The 16,115-nt window shown below is 49.7% G+C and carries 15 protein-coding genes; 2 read left to right on the plus strand and 13 right to left on the minus strand.

Features of this window, described 5'->3' with window-relative positions:
* The first annotated feature begins 10 nt into the window (after nt 1-10).
* Nucleotides 11-985 carry an SMI1/KNR4 family protein gene (locus MKY28_RS23245; protein WP_340937131.1) on the plus strand — a complete coding sequence of 325 codons (975 nt, stop codon included), beginning with the start codon at nt 11-13 and terminating at the stop codon, nt 983-985.
* Nucleotides 986-1,006: 21 nt separating this feature from the next.
* Complete coding sequence (locus tag MKY28_RS23250) at nt 1,007-2,041, plus strand: phosphotransferase family protein (RefSeq protein ID WP_340937132.1); 1,035 nt, start codon at nt 1,007-1,009, stop codon at nt 2,039-2,041.
* A 184-nt stretch (nt 2,042-2,225) separates the two neighbouring features.
* Here MKY28_RS23250 and MKY28_RS23255 read toward each other — a convergent pair whose 3' ends face one another.
* From MKY28_RS23255 to MKY28_RS23315, 13 genes are all read right to left on the minus strand, one after another.
* A complete protein-coding gene (locus MKY28_RS23255) occupies nt 2,226-4,037 on the minus strand; it encodes a S9 family peptidase (protein ID WP_340937133.1) in 1,812 nt (603 codons plus the stop codon).
* 107 nt (nt 4,038-4,144) lie between these two features.
* A complete protein-coding gene (locus MKY28_RS23260) occupies nt 4,145-4,951 on the minus strand; it encodes a 4'-phosphopantetheinyl transferase family protein (protein ID WP_340937134.1) in 807 nt (268 codons plus the stop codon).
* Nucleotides 4,952-4,981: 30 nt separating this feature from the next.
* Complete coding sequence (locus tag MKY28_RS23265) at nt 4,982-6,205, minus strand: M16 family metallopeptidase (RefSeq protein WP_340937135.1); 1,224 nt, start codon at nt 6,203-6,205, stop codon at nt 4,982-4,984.
* On the minus strand, nt 6,198-7,505 hold the full coding sequence (locus tag MKY28_RS23270; protein WP_340937136.1) for a M16 family metallopeptidase: 1,308 nt from the start codon (nt 7,503-7,505) through the stop codon (nt 6,198-6,200). Before MKY28_RS23270 ends, MKY28_RS23265 begins: the two co-directional genes overlap by 8 nt.
* A gap of 25 nt (nt 7,506-7,530) precedes the next feature.
* Nucleotides 7,531-8,508 carry an LpxL/LpxP family acyltransferase gene (locus MKY28_RS23275; RefSeq protein WP_339196795.1) on the minus strand — a complete coding sequence of 326 codons (978 nt, stop codon included), beginning with the start codon at nt 8,506-8,508 and terminating at the stop codon, nt 7,531-7,533.
* 2 nt (nt 8,509-8,510) lie between these two features.
* Nucleotides 8,511-9,692: an arginase family protein gene (locus MKY28_RS23280; protein ID WP_340937137.1), complete on the minus strand. Its 1,182-nt coding sequence runs from the start codon at nt 9,690-9,692 to the stop codon at nt 8,511-8,513.
* A 27-nt stretch (nt 9,693-9,719) separates the two neighbouring features.
* Complete coding sequence (locus MKY28_RS23285) at nt 9,720-11,108, minus strand: MATE family efflux transporter (protein ID WP_340937138.1); 1,389 nt, start codon at nt 11,106-11,108, stop codon at nt 9,720-9,722.
* An 18-nt stretch (nt 11,109-11,126) separates the two neighbouring features.
* Nucleotides 11,127-12,095, minus strand: coding sequence for a hypothetical protein (locus tag MKY28_RS23290; RefSeq protein ID WP_340937139.1), 969 nt, complete (start codon nt 12,093-12,095; stop codon nt 11,127-11,129).
* Entirely contained in the window at nt 12,088-13,245 is a 1,158-nt protein-coding gene (locus MKY28_RS23295) for an acyl-CoA dehydrogenase family protein (RefSeq protein ID WP_340937140.1), read from the minus strand. Before MKY28_RS23295 ends, MKY28_RS23290 begins: the two co-directional genes overlap by 8 nt.
* Nucleotides 13,245-13,967 (minus strand): hypothetical protein, encoded by a 723-nt coding sequence (locus tag MKY28_RS23300; protein WP_340937141.1) that lies wholly within the window; start codon nt 13,965-13,967, stop codon nt 13,245-13,247. Before MKY28_RS23300 ends, MKY28_RS23295 begins: the two co-directional genes overlap by 1 nt.
* A gap of 15 nt (nt 13,968-13,982) precedes the next feature.
* Nucleotides 13,983-14,939 (minus strand): 3-oxoacyl-[acyl-carrier-protein] synthase III C-terminal domain-containing protein, encoded by a 957-nt coding sequence (locus MKY28_RS23305; RefSeq protein ID WP_340937142.1) that lies wholly within the window; start codon nt 14,937-14,939, stop codon nt 13,983-13,985.
* A 20-nt stretch (nt 14,940-14,959) separates the two neighbouring features.
* Nucleotides 14,960-15,838: a hypothetical protein gene (locus MKY28_RS23310; protein ID WP_340937144.1), complete on the minus strand. Its 879-nt coding sequence runs from the start codon at nt 15,836-15,838 to the stop codon at nt 14,960-14,962.
* Entirely contained in the window at nt 15,838-16,098 is a 261-nt protein-coding gene (locus MKY28_RS23315) for an acyl carrier protein (RefSeq protein WP_036672144.1), read from the minus strand. The genes MKY28_RS23310 and MKY28_RS23315 overlap by 1 nt, the downstream gene beginning before the upstream one ends.
* Nucleotides 16,099-16,115 lie beyond the last annotated feature (17 nt).

Raw genomic sequence — 16,115 nt, forward strand, 5'->3', positions numbered from 1 at the left:
AGGCCTATTCATGGAAAGAGAACTGCTGGAACAAATCAACTTGTGGCATGACCAGGACCAATTCAGTCTCATTATTGAACATATTGAACGAATCCCCGTCTCAGAGCGGGATTATGATCTGATTGGTCAACTCGCCAGAGCTTATAACAATGATGCACGTTACCGCGAAGCCGTTCAACATTTGTTGTCTGTCCAGGAGCAAGGGGTAAACGACCCGCTCTGGCAATACCGTTTGGGTTATGCATACTGTCATATAGCGAGTTATGAACAGGCATTACTGGCTTTTGAGAGAGCTGATGAACTTCTGCCCCATGATGAATCTACCCTTGAATTCCTTCGCGAGATTCGTCCCGAAGCGGACAAGATGCTTCAAGATCGCCAGCGTCATGAAGAGGAACTTGCCGCATTCGAGCAGAGCGGTATACAGAACCATCTAAGAGCCGCTTCAGGGACTTATGATCCCGCAACGTTCTGGGTACAGAGTGATTATGCGCAGGACAATCATGTATCAGAACCTTTTGATGAAGAAGAGATTTTGACTATTGAGAAGGAATTGGGTTACAAGCTGCCCGCTTCCTATATTCAACTGATGAATACGCAAAACGGCGGTATCCCTGCGCTCACTGTATTTCCCACCAAAGAAGCTACTTCCTGGGCTGAGGATCACATTGCCATTTCAAGCATTATGGGAATTGGACACGATAAAATATACGCACTCGCTGGTGAGCTGGGAAGTCGGTTCATGATCGAAGATTGGGGATACCCCGACCTGGGGATTGTGATCTGTGATTGTCCATCCGCTGGTCATGATGTTGTTATGCTGGATTATCGCTTCTGCGGCCCTGAAGGTGAACCCTGTGTAGTTCATGTCGATCAGGAAAATGATTATGAGATTACATATCTTGCGCCCAATTTTGAAGCTTTCATCCGTGGATTGGTCGATGAGGATACGTATGACCTGTCTGACGAAGAGAATGAGGACTAAAACCCAGGAGGGTCCGGCCATATGACAACCCGTATATATTTTGGTTCCAATCAACTTGGCGAAGTGGCCGCAGTTCCATTGCAGGATGCGCTGAATGAGCTTGACCTGGGAACCCTTGAAGATTATCAACGAACGGATAAAGGGGTTATGGGTCAGACACTGCTCATTCGCTCTTCCCGTGGAGAGTATATTCTGAAAGGCAATCCTTTATATGCAGGACAGTTACAGGAAGAAAAGTTCTTTGTAGAACAACTGGCAAAACATACGGCCATCCCTGTCCCTGATCCATATTTGTTACATGAAGATACCCATCTGCTAGGCTGGAGTTATGCCATAATGCCACGCCTGCCCGGGAATCACCTGTATGATCCAGCATTCCAGGCTTCACTGTCACAGCAAGATCAGGAAGAGATCGCCTGTATGTTTGCCCATACTTTGGCTGAACTGCACCGCTGGAAGGTGCCTGATGCCGGGGAATATGATCCTGTAGCGCAGCAGATTGTTTCCTTTGCAGGCGATTATCTGGACTGGTTGTACGGAACCATTCGTCACTGGTTACATGATGCGGAACAGTACTCGGTGATTACGGATGAAGATGTTCAGTGGGTGGACGAGCAATTCAAGAATGCTGAACCGGCATTTCGGTCCAGGGCTGTTCCGTGTTTTGTTATGGGAGACTTCAAGGTCGAGAATATTCTGATTCAAAATCTGGACGACCGTTCTTCAGGGTGGCAGATTAGTGGTTTGTTCGATTTTACAACGGCCTATTTCGGAGACGGTACAGCCGACCTAACCAAAATATCCACCAGGTATGTTCGTGAGGGTCAACCAGAACTGGCCGCACAGTTCCTTCGCTGCTACCGGGATCTGGTCTGTGCAACAGATGCGGAGAAATGCCAACACTTCCGCACACGTCTCAGCATGCATCTGCTCTATCAACGTATCTTGTGGTGGGGGGAAGCCAAAGCGACAGGACAAGTGACGTGGGCAGCCGACCTGCCTTTTGCACAGTGGGCGCAGCAGTCCATCAATTCGATTGTCGCATTGTTAGATTAGTAGATTAGTTAGTAGATTTGGACAGGTCGCTCAATGGATAGCGGCCTTCCAAACTAACGTATGTATCGTTCCATACATAGCGCCCAACATGCGGGCGCACGTATAAAACCGCCAGAGATCATCCTTGATCTTTGGCGGTTTTCCTCATCTCACTATATTTAAGTCAACGATGGAATCTCTCAACTTAAGCTTGTGCAACGGGTGACTCCTGATGTTTCTGCAAAAACTCCAGCATCCGGCGGTACACAAGAATCTCGTTTGTTTTCCTGGAGAAGCCATGACCTTCATCATCCAGAATGATGTATTCCACATCAATTCCCTTCGACTGGAGCGCAGCCACGATCTGATCGGATTCGGCCTTCACGACCCTTGGATCATTAGCACCCTGAATGACCAACATTGGGTTCACCATCTGATCGAGATACGTAATTGGTGAATCCTTCGTTAAACGTTCGCGGTCACGGACCGGATCACCCAGCCAGTTATCCATCATCGGTTTCCAGTCTTCCGGTACGAATTCCAGGAATGTGAACAAGTTACTTGGCCCAAAAATATCGACCGCTGCCCGAAACAGTTCCGGATGGCGACCTGCCAATAACAGGGTCATATATCCCCCATAACTTCCACCTACCACAAACAACCGCTCTGGCGAGGTAATTCCCTGATCAAACAACCAGTTGATGCCGGCAACACAGTCCAGTCTTGGGCCTTCTCCCCAATCCCGCTCAACCAATTTGACGAATTCCGCACCATACCCGGTACTGCCCCGGAAGTTAGGTGCAAAGATATGATAGCCCTGAGCGAGCATCATCTGGAACATCGGCCGAAAAAACTTTGCTTCGGAAGATTGCGGCCCACCATGAGGCCAAAATACGGTGTAACCATTGGCCTGCTCTGTTTTTGCTTTGAACAAGAGAGCTTCAATCTCCAGTCCGTCGTAGGAGTTATACTGAATAACGTCAGGGTACACGAGATCACTTGGGTCCAGTCCGGTTACCCGATTGGCAGTCAGCGGCTCCCAGGACTCAGCACCTGCTATTTTGCCATAAATGTTATGCGGTTGGATCGCTCCACGTCCAAGGATATACACATTGCCAGCCTTCGTAACGTTCACCTGCTCTATCGTATCCAGTGGCATCTCTATGCGCCGAGGCTTATCGTCATTTTTGCCCAATACGTACATACGATTCTCTGGCCCTGTAAGTGTCCAGAAATATAAGGTCTCGGAAGCCTGATGCCAGCGGATGAACTCCACATCTTCCCCTTCGATTCTGCACAATAAGCGGAATTCGCGGGTATCGATACGGTATTCAGCCACATAGGCGTATGCGGAGTCATCATTGGTAATGAACAGAAGACGATTATCATCTGCAAAAATCAGATCGGATACCTGACTATAACGTTTTGAAGCTGGCAGAATCACCATTTCTTCATTGTTACGATACAGATGCGCCGTCTGATACGTATTGGAGTACATTTTTAAAATAACATAACTCTTCTCGTCAGGACTTACAGCAACCAAGCTGCTAGTAACCTCTTCTCCACTGTATAACAGTTCATCTTCCCCTGTCTCCAGATCGATGCGGCGTGAATTCAGATAATTCGGATTACCCGCGCTGGTAACATAATAGAGACGCTGTCCATCCTCGGACAACTCAGAAAAATAACAGCGATCATTCGGTTCCGCCGGAACCACAGGCAGTGGAACACCACCCTCGGGTGGGAGTGCATATAGATGATAGTTCTCATCTCCATCCCGATCAAACGCGGTAAGAAGATGACGCCCCTGCGGGTCTGCTTTGATAACTTGACTGCTCTGATTCAAGTACGTTAAAGGATACGGGTATCCTCCAGGCAAATCCATCGCCCAAATATTCGGCTGACCGTTCAGATTGCTGTCCATGAACAAACGTTTCTCGTCTGCCGATACGGCAAAATGTGAAATACGGTACGTCTGAAAATATTGCTCGACATCCGGTTTAGGGAACTGAATCATGACAAACCTCCTTGGAATTGAACCAACGAATTTAACATTGGTAAATTAAGGTACCATTTGTCCATATTATAGGTAATGCCAATGTTTAGACAATAGATATGTAAGATTTAATTACCAATTCCCTCGTAGCTTTGTATATTATTATCCATATTCATCCAGCGTATGAGTGGTATCTCCCTCCCTGTCACGCATAATGATGCGGAGTAGCTTTTGCCCATTTTCAGAGACTGCAGCACATAATTCTGTCCGGCCCATTCCAGCACATGTTCATGATTACGTATAGCCTGTACCGTATTCAGATTTCTCCACTGTCCACATAAAGATTGACCGGAAGCCTTGATCCAGGCCTCCTTGCCTGTGAGGACTTTCCACAGCAGGGAAGAAGAATCCTCCCCGGAACATATGGCTTCCAGCACATGATCCCGCTCTTCTTCCGTCAGGAAACGTTGGATGATGGCTTTCTCTCGCAATAACGGACGTACCCATTCCACATCAACGCCAAGCTCGTTGTTAGTGGATGTAACCGCCAGTACACACAACCCATTCGTATGCGAAAGGCTGAATTGCGGACCTCCCACGAGATAAGGCTTTCCGGAAGTGCCGTATTCAAATCGAATATCCCGTGCCTGAAGCTGCATGTACTGTGCCAGTACTCTTCGTAAGAAATCCCTTGAAATCATCCAGCAATGAGCCTGTAGACGTGAGGTTCTGCTTATTCTGACCATACGTTCATGTTCTTCTGAAGTCATTGCATCGGAGTCTATGGCAGCCGCGGTCTGCAGTTGATCCTCGCTTATGGGCAATGTCTGTGTCCAAATGTGGACCTCCGGTTCTTCTGAAAATGGCGTGAACGTATCATTCCCTTGTTCCCTCATTGCCAGAAGGCTGCTGATTGTTCCGGTGCTGAAATCCATAAGGCCCTCCTCCCTATGCGGTGTTACATGCTAACGTATAACAACCATCCGAAGACGAGCAGACGTTGCAATAGTTCTGAGACCACTCCTAACCTCTTCTTCTGTCAATTCAAGTGCATACGTGCCAAGCTGTATATAATCCAGTCCGATCACCTCATATTCGGAGACGTGCATGCATCGCTGTTTTAACGAATCCATGTCTGCATAATACTTGCTTAACCACTTCATCCGTGCATAGTTGAAGTTGGATAGGGACAGCGTTCCGTTCTGAATATGCTCACACATCTCCTCAACCCGGTTATATAAAGAAACGGGATCAGCTGAATACCCACAAGCGTTCGAAAAGGCAAATTCCTTACGATAATAGTGGTCCCATTCTGCACCTTTATGAAGCAGACCCAACTCCATACATTCGGCGTAGAAATCGGAAGTTTCACCCAGTAAAACTTCAATGCCGATCATGCAAGCGACTTGCTCTTTTAAATGCATCCCATCTTTGGCACGGAACCCATACCTTACAAGTGGCAAGGACAATCCGGATTCAATCTCCCGATATTGCTTATTGGAGTCATCACCCAAATAGTCGAGTGTAACTTCTGGCAGGTAGGCACCATCCAGTGGTCCCATCGCAGGGAATTTTTCCAGCATATCTGTAATGAACTCCGCTTCAACCGGACCGGCAACCGCTATCGCCATGCTCCCTGTGGCATAGCGAGTGTTGTAGGCATGATTCAGCTCATCTGCTGTCATTTGGTACAGACTATCCGGTGTACCTGCAACATCCAGCGTGATGGGGTGATTGCTGCCATACATCATCTGGGTCAACTGCTGCAAAGCTCGCCAGGAGGGCTGGTCTGCATACATGGACAGTTCCTGATGAATGGCGGACCGTTCCTGTTCCATATGCATCGGGGTGAAATAGGGAGCAGCGAGCATGCCGGAGAACAACGCCAGACTTCGTTTCAAATCACCTGTGCAGGCCATTTGATAAGTCGTTACATCGTAACGCGTCAATGCAGATGTCGAAGCTCCCATAGTATGAAATAGCGGCTTGACGGGCCGTTGATCCGGATTGTAGAACATCATATGCTCAAGGAAATGTGCTCTGCCAGGCAGGGCTGCATCATGGATTGAGCCATAGGACACGGACCACGAAACAAAAGTATGATGGAACTGGGGTTCGGGGAAAATGTGGACCGACAGACCATTGGACAAGCGCCTGCGGACAGGTGCGATATTCACAATACTATTCATGAGTCACCTCCTGCACTGGTGCGGAATATTCACTCTCAGGATACAAAATCCAGGTGACAGCCTTTTTCATGCCAGAGGCTACCTCGGCCACTTGTTCCGCAGTAACGCAGGATATGGCTTCCAGGAATTGCGGAGTTGTCATCTGGACCCGGTTGAGCATTCGATCGATATGAAGGTTGACCACCTGCTCAGGCAGATCGTATCCCACCTGTACATAATGCATCACATTCTGAATCGCTCTATTCAGTTCCACTTCCTGAATGTCTCCGCTGCATATCCTCAGCCATTCAGCATCTATCGCTTCAAGCACCTCTGTCACATATTCACTGCTTGTTCCCGTTGTCACATGAAGCGTCCCCCGATAATCATCCAGTGTGCTGTAGATCTGATACACCCATTGCTTTCGTTCACGAAGCTCGGATTGAAGCCTCGACGCAGGCGTAGCGCCAAACAGGGAATGAAACAGAAACAGTGCAGGATAATCCGACGATCCATACGTCAACCCGGTGGTGAAGGTCACATTAATCTTGCATTGCTGAACATCCATCAGTTCAAGCATCATCTCGCCTTCCTCCCCGCGCTCAGTAGGTTGACCATGCCCGATCACAGATGGGATAGCTCCCCCCTCAGCCGTGACAAGCAATGGCACAAAGGTCTCCATGACCTGAGCTATCATCACATCCGACTGGAAATCACCGATCACATGAATATGTAGTGGGCTACAAAGCACCTCCCGGTACCATTGCTGAAGTTCACCATCACGCACACAATGTTGCAGTTGCTCAACGTCGGCATCCCTGCTTCGTTCCGCATACCCAAGCCATTCCAGACTACGCCCCTGTACCACCTTGTCCCAATTGGAAACATCATAGCCAGCATGATGTTCTGCCCAAGCAAGTTCCTCCTGGATCTGCACTTCATCAAAATCAAATCCGCCCTTAAGGCTCGGTTCGAACATCATGTCTGCGAGCAGCTTCAACGCATCCAGCGTCCGCATTTCCGTCCCCGGCAGCAACCCTGCAGGGATACGCAACCGGATGGATGCGAGTTGAGTCTCCCCCTTCTGCTCCAATTCGCATCTTAGCTCATCGGCATACATGGACCATAGTTGCTGCTGTAGCTTTCTTTTGCCGAGTGAATCCTGCCTGAAAAGCAGCCGCACAATGACTGCAAATACAGCTGAGGGAATCCTTCCCTGTTCGTTAAAGATACCCAGGTGGAGATAACAATTAGCGTATTGGCTTGTTGGCATCACATGGACCGATAGACGATTGTACTGCTCCGTAATGAAAGACTGCATCCTTGCCTCCCCCCTTATCTGACGGTTAACCCAAATTGTAGATCATGCCACTCGCGGTGTTCAGTCCAAGCTGACCGAATCCCTCCAGCGGCTTGGAGAACCAGTCCACCTGACTCTCAGCTTCCGCTGAATGAAGATTAGTCTCATCCTCTTTCCAGTGAATCACTTGCTGATGGTGACGGTCCCAGAATCTCCATAATGCAGGCTGCTTCAGCAGTTGATTGCGAAACGGCTCATATACACGTCCTGCTGATTCATGAATATCCCCTTCTAATATGAAAGGCGGCAAGAAGACAATTTTGGAACGAAAATCTTCAGTCAATGTCATGAAATAGGGGCATACAGGCTTGCGTGTCTTGGCTAAAATACGAAAAATACCGCTCCTCGTCCGGATGCGTGAACTCAGGAAAGGAAGCTCCACTGCGCGATTATCCGCGTTGAACCCGGTCTGACCATCTACGAAAAGGTTGAATGAACCTCCCTTCCGCAAATGAGAATACAATCGTATGCCAATCATCTCATCCTCGGCATTCAACAGATCAGCACCTGCAAACTGCCGTAGGGTATTCCAGGACGACAGCTTCTGTTCTTGCTCTACGGTGCCCTGCTCAGCCACCAGATAGAAGGGTAATCCGGACTTCATGTGGCCTGCGCGAATCTCCTGTCCGATGGTGATCATATTATGCCGGACGAATCCGTAATGCCAGGTCAACAAGGCCCCACCTTCCTGCAGCGTCGCTTGCAGATGTTCAAGCCCCTCGACTTCATCCCAATCCATAAAGGAGTAAGGGTTTTTTTTGTGTTCATCAACCGTCCGCAAAAAAGCCAGATAATCCATCCAGATCAACTCCGGTGACGTTTCCAATTGAAGAGGCGAAAGTTCCTTAACAATATTCATTAGCGCATAGAAGAATCCCAGTCGAATTCCGTCTGTCTTTTCCCGATACAGCTCCTCCCTGACCTGTTCCCGATGTAACGTATATAATGTACGAAAATCCTTCATACTCACACCTCCTTTAAGCCCTTATTCATGGATGCTCCCGCTCCCGACAGCATTCCTTCCCTGGCTGCGCTAGTTCTAGAAGACAATTCAAACCGCCGACGATTCCGGTCGATGCCATCCACCATATAGGCCAACATCCGAAGCGCCAGCTCATATTGTCCGGGAATGTGCCGATCTGATTGCACACCCTGTCCCTCTACCATATCCATCCCTTGATAAGCTATCGGTACTTCCAGCGCTGCAATAACACAGTCTCGAATGTTCTGCCACGTCGGTCCTGCAGCAATCGGAAAATCAACAAACGGGAAGCTTCCCGGATCAAGGGAATCCAAGTCAAAAGTTAAATAAGCCGAGTCGACATCGTACTTCTGCCTTACCTCGTTCAGAACATGGCTCACCCTCTCGGGTGTCATATGCTCTGCTGATATTTGAATCAAGCCAGAATGGCTGTACATCTGATCTGCTGAGCGAAGACCACGCAGGCCGATCTGTACAACAGCAGCAACCGTACCCTGCTCTAGCAGATGTCTTACAAAATTGGAGTGACTGGGATGCTCCTGATGAATGGCATCGATACCGCAATCATGATGGGCATCGAACTGTACCAGCACCCTTCGACTGCCCGTGGCCTTTGCCATCATCTGAAGCACAGCATGCGTAATAGAATGGTCTCCGCCAATGCAGCATAATAGCGCCTGTTGATCCAGCGCATGATCCAGTGCGGCCGCAAGCCCCTTTTGATAAGGAACAGCTGTATCCGCCTCCGCTTCATTCATAAGACAAGTACCCCAATCCTGCATGGCTACGCTCTCAAGCAATCGTCTCCCACTTCCAATATCGTACAAGCTCGAATTCCCGGACTCTTGTAACGATGGATAGATGACCTTTTTCCACGATTCTACGCGTAACGCATGCGCAAGTCCGGCAACGGAGGAGTTTAACATGCTTGTCCCACCAGAATGAGGGATACCCAGGATCCCCAGTTGAGGAGCCCGATGACCGATGAGAGGCTCATACAAAAAAAAAGGCGCTTCCGCAGGTTCCACCCCCGGCAAATCCGGGGGGCGTTGTGGCTCCAGCTCTTTCGCAGGTTCCAGCTCATAAAACTGGCTGAACGTTTCATCCGCAGCGATCCACGCATCTGCAATGCGACGTACCAGATAAGCAGGTTCTGATGTTGTCATGCAAAAACCTCCTGTACGTAGTTAGAGTCAAGTCTGTGTGGAATAGCTCTTATTCGGCAACGTCGCTTCACCTTCTGGACTGATGTCCTTATCCGCAGACGACTCCACATATTCCCGCTTCAGCATTCGCATGAAAGGCAGCAAGAACGACGACATGCCGACCACATTCATGCCAGCAATCACCGCATAGAAGTAAGTAACCTCATTGAAAGCCCGAGTCAGTCCCCAGCCAAGTGCGATAATAATCAGAAAATACACCGCATTCAGGAGTATGGCCTGATATCCGCGCCCGCTCTGTTCCATCGTCAGCAACGTTGTCATCATGGGACCCATGCCAATATAGGAAAGAGCTACGATGGACAGATACCGTGCTGCTTCGGCTCGGGTTGCCGCGTCTTCGATCAGAAATGCGATAAGCGGATCTCGCCAGATCCAGACGGCAACGGCAATGATTACGTATAGAGCAAAGGATTGCAGCAGACCTTGGCGATAACTTGCATAGGCCCTTGGCCGGTGTGGTGACTGCAAATTATGATTGATGATAATGCCGATGGCCGATCCAATCACGATACCCGGCAGAATCGCCATCGTCTGAATTCGATAACCAACGCCAAAGCCAGCAACCGCCCCTTCGCCAAAGTGACTGACAATTTTATTGAAAAAAAATGTACTCAGAAAAATCATGCAGTACGAGATGAACACAGGAATACCGACATGCCTGAGGGCCAGCAGATGTTTTTGGGCAAAAGCAAAGCGTTCAAAGATCATTTCCCGACGAATGAACAGAATCAGCAGGGAGATGGCCAAGGACAAGACGGAAGTGATCAGGTTGGCATAGATGATGCCCTTCAGATCCAACCCAAAGACCGACACAAATGTATACACAAGAGCAATGTTTAGCATCGCCATCCCAACCGCGTTCCACGACGCTGCCTGTGCCCGGCCCAGCCCTCGTAACGCCGCACTGGTCACTGCCGCCAGGACGGCCGGGATGCTCACTGCCATCATGCCCCATACGTACTGCGTAAACATGGGCCCAATGTCGGCAGGCACACGGTAAAACCATGAAAGCACAGGGGTCATTAACATCACAATTCCCCCGGTCAGAATGGCAAGCAGCATTGCACTGCCCATCATGTGCACGAATAGCTGGGTAAATACACGAGAGCCCCCGGCACGACTGCGCGCTACCGCTACCTGAACAGACAGTTGCATCGCTTCGATGATGGCAATCATGACAAATGAGACAGGAATATACAATGAGAGCACATATAATACATTTTGACTCGTATGACCCAAGAAAAATACATTGGCCAGTTGTGTAATCACGTTAACCAGAGAAGCGAGCAGCATCGGAACGGCCGTACGGAATAACAAACGATGGATCGAGCCGGCCGTATAATCGATCCCCTGCATGGGGTTCACCTCCATAATTCATGAAGTCTTGATTTCTTGATTTATTGTAAGCCTGTTGAGGATCGGCAGACGTATCACATGCACGCAACAAGCAGATATCACCCGATCGTCATCCCACGAGACCAGCATGACTCGATCATCCGGCCTGATGATACCCCGCTCTAGCTTATCTGCCAGCTGTATCCATACATCACCGCTCTGATAATCGGTTCGTGGTACGCAGATGGTCTTGGAAGGGGAAATATGCAAAACAGAACTGCCATTGAGACGTAATCCCAGTCTCGATTGAAGAATGACATGCACGGCTGCATGGCTATCCATCCATTCGCGGATCATGCCAAGTGCCTCGGATGCAAAAGCCGTGGCATCATCCGATCTGATGATCCGTTTTCCCGCATAGTGTATCTGCAACGCTCCTTGACCAAGGGATACCTCAAGCGCCACCGCCATGTCGCCCAAATCACCCTTAGGTTCAGATGGTTGACCATATCCAATCTGTCCATCGTCATGGAGAATTCGCTGCTCCACCAACACAATCGCAGTCCGTTCGTTAGGAAGCATGCTCCAAAGAGCAACCTGAATGGCCTCGGTGCCTGCGAGCGCACCCATATGGGTAATACCAAGTGGATGATTAACTCGCCACGGAGCCGTTTCAAGCATTCGGGCAAGTGGAGCATTCAATGCATGTCGTTCGGGACAAGTCTGGGCAAGGATCAACCAATCCCAATGCGGCTTTGTGGACAACTGCTCCAGCACCATAAGCGCAAGATCACCCGCTGTCACCCGTCTCCCGTCTGCCATAAGGGAGCGAGTCAGTGTTCCCACGCGACCATAATAGTGATCCTCCATGTATATGTGCGGCGATACGTAAACATAATCATCCGGTGTTGGCCAATCCAGCGTGTACAGATGATCCTCCGCAGTAAGCCAGCAAATATGATCCACATAGATTGGTACGCCAATATCATCATGAAGTGAATCAGACATGCTGCATCTTCCCGTTGGCATACGCCTGAAAAACGTTTATCTTCTGAATGGACGTTGTGCCTTCCATGAACTCAAAGGCCCTTGCATCGCGATACCATTTGTTCAGCAGAGGATGCTCCAGTAAGGAACCTGGCCCCATCATCTCCAGTGCCCATTCCGTCGCTTCTTCGGCAACTGACGCAGCCCGTATTTTACTGAGGGAAGCCAGATATCCCTTATTCGCATCATGGTCAATCTCTGCTGCTGCATTCCGAATCATGCTGCGTAGCGCGTGCAGACGCATCTCCAGTCGCTCCAATTCTGTCTTTTCACGTTCTGTGAAGATCGTTCTGTGCTCCACAACATAATCATAAGCAGCCTGTGCAACACCAAGCGCCAATGCCGCCACACTAGGGCGCATCCGGTGGAATGTACGCAGTGCTCCCCACAGTCCACGCTTGGTTGGGCTTAAATGACGACCCAGAATATCTTTCTCTTCCAGTGGGAAAGCCTCGAATTGCAGATGGCTAAGTTGCAGACCACGAAGCCCCATCGTGTCCAGCGGGGTTGCTGTGAAACCCGGCAGGGAAGGATCAACTATAGCCACCTGAATGCCCAGAGGCGTACGATTGGTCTGGGCAAATACCAGTCCAATACTCGCCCGGTGTCCGTTCCCAATGTAGAATTTATGTCCGGTTAGCTCCATTCCTCCATCCGGATGTCGCGTAATCCGCGTGCTGATCTCGGTTGCATCTGAACCCTTCTCCGGCTCTGATAAGGCAAAAACAGCCCAGGCCGGACCTTTCAGAAAGTGGCTATAAAATCGCTCCTTCTGTTCCTCATCGCCCAAGTCAATCATGACGATGCTGGACATGGAAGGACCAGGTCCTCCCAGAAAAACGCCCGCATCTCCTGCGGACAACTGCTCGATCGTAATGACTCTTTCCAGCGAAGAGAGTCCATAATATCGATCCTGACCTATGGTTACAATCGGCTGACCGCCATACTCCGGGGGAATCATCATATGATTGATGGCCTGCAGGGCAGACGTGTGCAAAAACTCGGTGAGCCGGTCTGGCTCCCGGTCAATCGTCAGGCCGATCTGACGAAGCTCCGCAGCATACTGCTTCATCACTTGCTCAAAAACCGCAATCGTTGATGGAGTAATCATCAATATTCCTCCTTAGCTGGCAACAGCATGTTTTTCACCAGTTGGCCTGCATATGTATATGCAGATACGCCATGCCTCAAAAAACCGAAACCGCCGCCAAGACGTTGAATCTGTCTGAAGGCTTCGTCCAATTCCTGATGTATCCACGCATGGACCCGGACCGATGGAAGACCTGGATTTTCCGAGAGGAAGCGGTCTTCAGGCAACGTTTCCGCCATGTAGAGCGTTGTCAGGATGTCAGCGACCATGCCTTTCACGAGCTGGTGCTGAAACGTGGATTGCCCGCCCGATATTCGCACCGACAAATGCTTGCGAACCTGCTCCAATCCAGCCTTGCACAGCTCTACGCGGAACTCAAGCAGGCGTGTTCTCAGCTCATTCGAGGTCACTTTCTCGCCTGATATCTCAGCCTTCTCACCCTCATTCGGCTGTACCCGGTATAACAGTAGTCCGGAGGGCTCCAGCATCCGATCCTGTACATGAACGGCATGTAGTTGGTTCCAACGATACAGCCCAGCTGATTCTTCATGCCAAAGTAAAGCATCTTGTTCAATGAGATGAGCGGTCGCGAGCACGTATGGACCTGTTGCCAAAAGCACTGGACGATTGTTCACCAGCAAGGTTTTTGCCTCCAACATTTCCGATATCGGAGCAACGGGGTTACCTGCTGCCTTTGATCCGACGGGCTTAGCATCTGGGCCCTGGAATTCAATAACGTGCATTGTCATTCCTCCTGTTCATTCTTCTTCGCATCCTCCATGCTCCACCAGTGCAAAACCAAAAAAACTGCCGAGCCCGATACTGACCATGATGGAGCGCCCCTTCCTGCACACCCAGTTCTGCTCCAATCCCGAACTCAGGTTAATGAACGGGTCTGTGGAAAAGGTATGTCCGATTCGCTGAATGTTATCCAGATATATTCGTTCAAGTCCAACTCCCGTACGTCGCGAGAATTCCTTCCAGGTAGTCCAGTTCACATTATGGGGAAAAATATGATCCACATCTTCGAAACTCAGGCCTTGCGTTGACAGCAGCTCTTCCATCCCTTGAATGATATGGTCCACATACAATCGGTTAAATGCCGAGATCTCATCGGCGGTTGCATGATAACCAGTATGGAACTGGGTATCTCGCAGCACATGCGCCGCCTGAACGACATGCTGACAGCTCTCTCTGCTCAATAGAACAGCTACGGCAGAATCACCCAGAATGGCCGATTTGCGCAGATAGCGCCATTCGGGAGGCAAAAAATTGAATTGATCCGCACAGATCAACAACACATTCCGAATGTGAGGCTGCGTTTGCGAGATTCGCTCAATCCATTGAAGAGCGGCTATCGACGATGCACAATTCATTTGGGATATGCCATAGAACGGTACATGTTCCAGCCCGAAGCGCTGGAGGACACGCTGCACAAGCCTGTAATCGCTCGGTGTCTGCACCTGAAAGGAATGGACATAGAGAACAAGGTCGATTCCGGAAAGGGCAGGTCTGGTCTGGAGCCGTTCCACAGCCTGTGCGATCGTATCGTCAAGCATCTGGCCCGATTCCGTTACAGGCACACCTTCCAGGCGGTGGTACTTGCGCAGAAACTGAAGCTCACCTTTCCCAAGCTCCAGGGCAGCCAGCACCTCTTCCGGCTGCTGAATCTGTTCAGGCAAATAGACGCCAATATCCACAATACCGAACCCCAATGTTCTCCCTCCTTCTGCGATTAGTGTCCATCCATACGCCATTCACAAGTTCGGATCAGCAAGGCATGAATAAACGAATCCGTCTGCTCCAGATGCATAAGACATATGTACTCGCCCCCGTCCTTCTCCTCCAGTAACTCCTGTAATGCGAAGAATGGCGCTGCACTCCAGCGCGATGGATCATAATAACTCTTCGATCCACATTCGCTGTACCAGGCAGCCTGATTGCAAAGCTGCTCCAGATCAGGATGGATGAGCAGGTTAATCTGATTCCGGTGAATGGATGCCTGGGCACATAATCGATCCAGTACCATCTCCGCAGTATCGGCTACGGAATGCTCGGCATGTCGCATCTCTACACCAAGCAGGGAAGGTCCTACGCCTGTCATCCGATCAAGGTATATTGCTGCAGCCGTGTCCGGTCCAGTCGGTGAAACAAGTTCCATCGTTTCATAGGGGAGAGCCGTCTGGTCCATAACCAGCAGCATGCCTTTCATGTAACCTTCTCTGCCCAGATAATGCTGAAGCATGTGGAGCGCCGCAAAAGGAGCACCAAAACCAAGATCATTTACAGCAAAACTGATAAAACGGGCCTGATAACGATCCATCAAATAATTCACAATTGATATATCCGGGCGGGTATTCGGAAAATTGTATGCCAGCAGCAACACATCCACATCCTGCATGACCCGATCAAGTCCCGTCTCTTCCAGCAGTTCCACACTCATCTCGTGATAGGCATTGTTGTTACGACCCTGCAAAAGTTGAACGTCGTACTTGATAGGAGTACCCGCGAGCATGTCCTGATGAAATCGCAGCAGTTCCGGATGATCAAACGGAGGCTTCTTCTCCGAGAACAGCCTGACTCCCATCTCCCGTATGGCAACAGGCGAAGCCATCAGGCCGCAATGAGCTGCTTCTCAATATAAGCAGCCAGGGAGCCTACCGTATCAAATACATCGGGCTCCAGATCATCCGGGTCAATCTCCAGACCTTCAATCCGGTCCTCCAGCGTCATCAACAGTTCCAGAACAGAGGTCGAATCCAGATAGAGTTCGTCAAATAAAGATGTGCTTAATTGAATATCCTCCCTGGCTTCCGTATTCAACACTTCAGCAAGGGCACCTTTGATCTCTTCAAGCAATACTGCAGTTGTCATGATCATCATCTCTCCTC

Origin of the sequence: Paenibacillus sp. FSL R5-0473 (assembly GCF_038004565.1) — a bacterium.
In the GTDB taxonomy this organism is placed as follows: domain Bacteria; phylum Bacillota; class Bacilli; order Paenibacillales; family Paenibacillaceae; genus Paenibacillus; species Paenibacillus amylolyticus.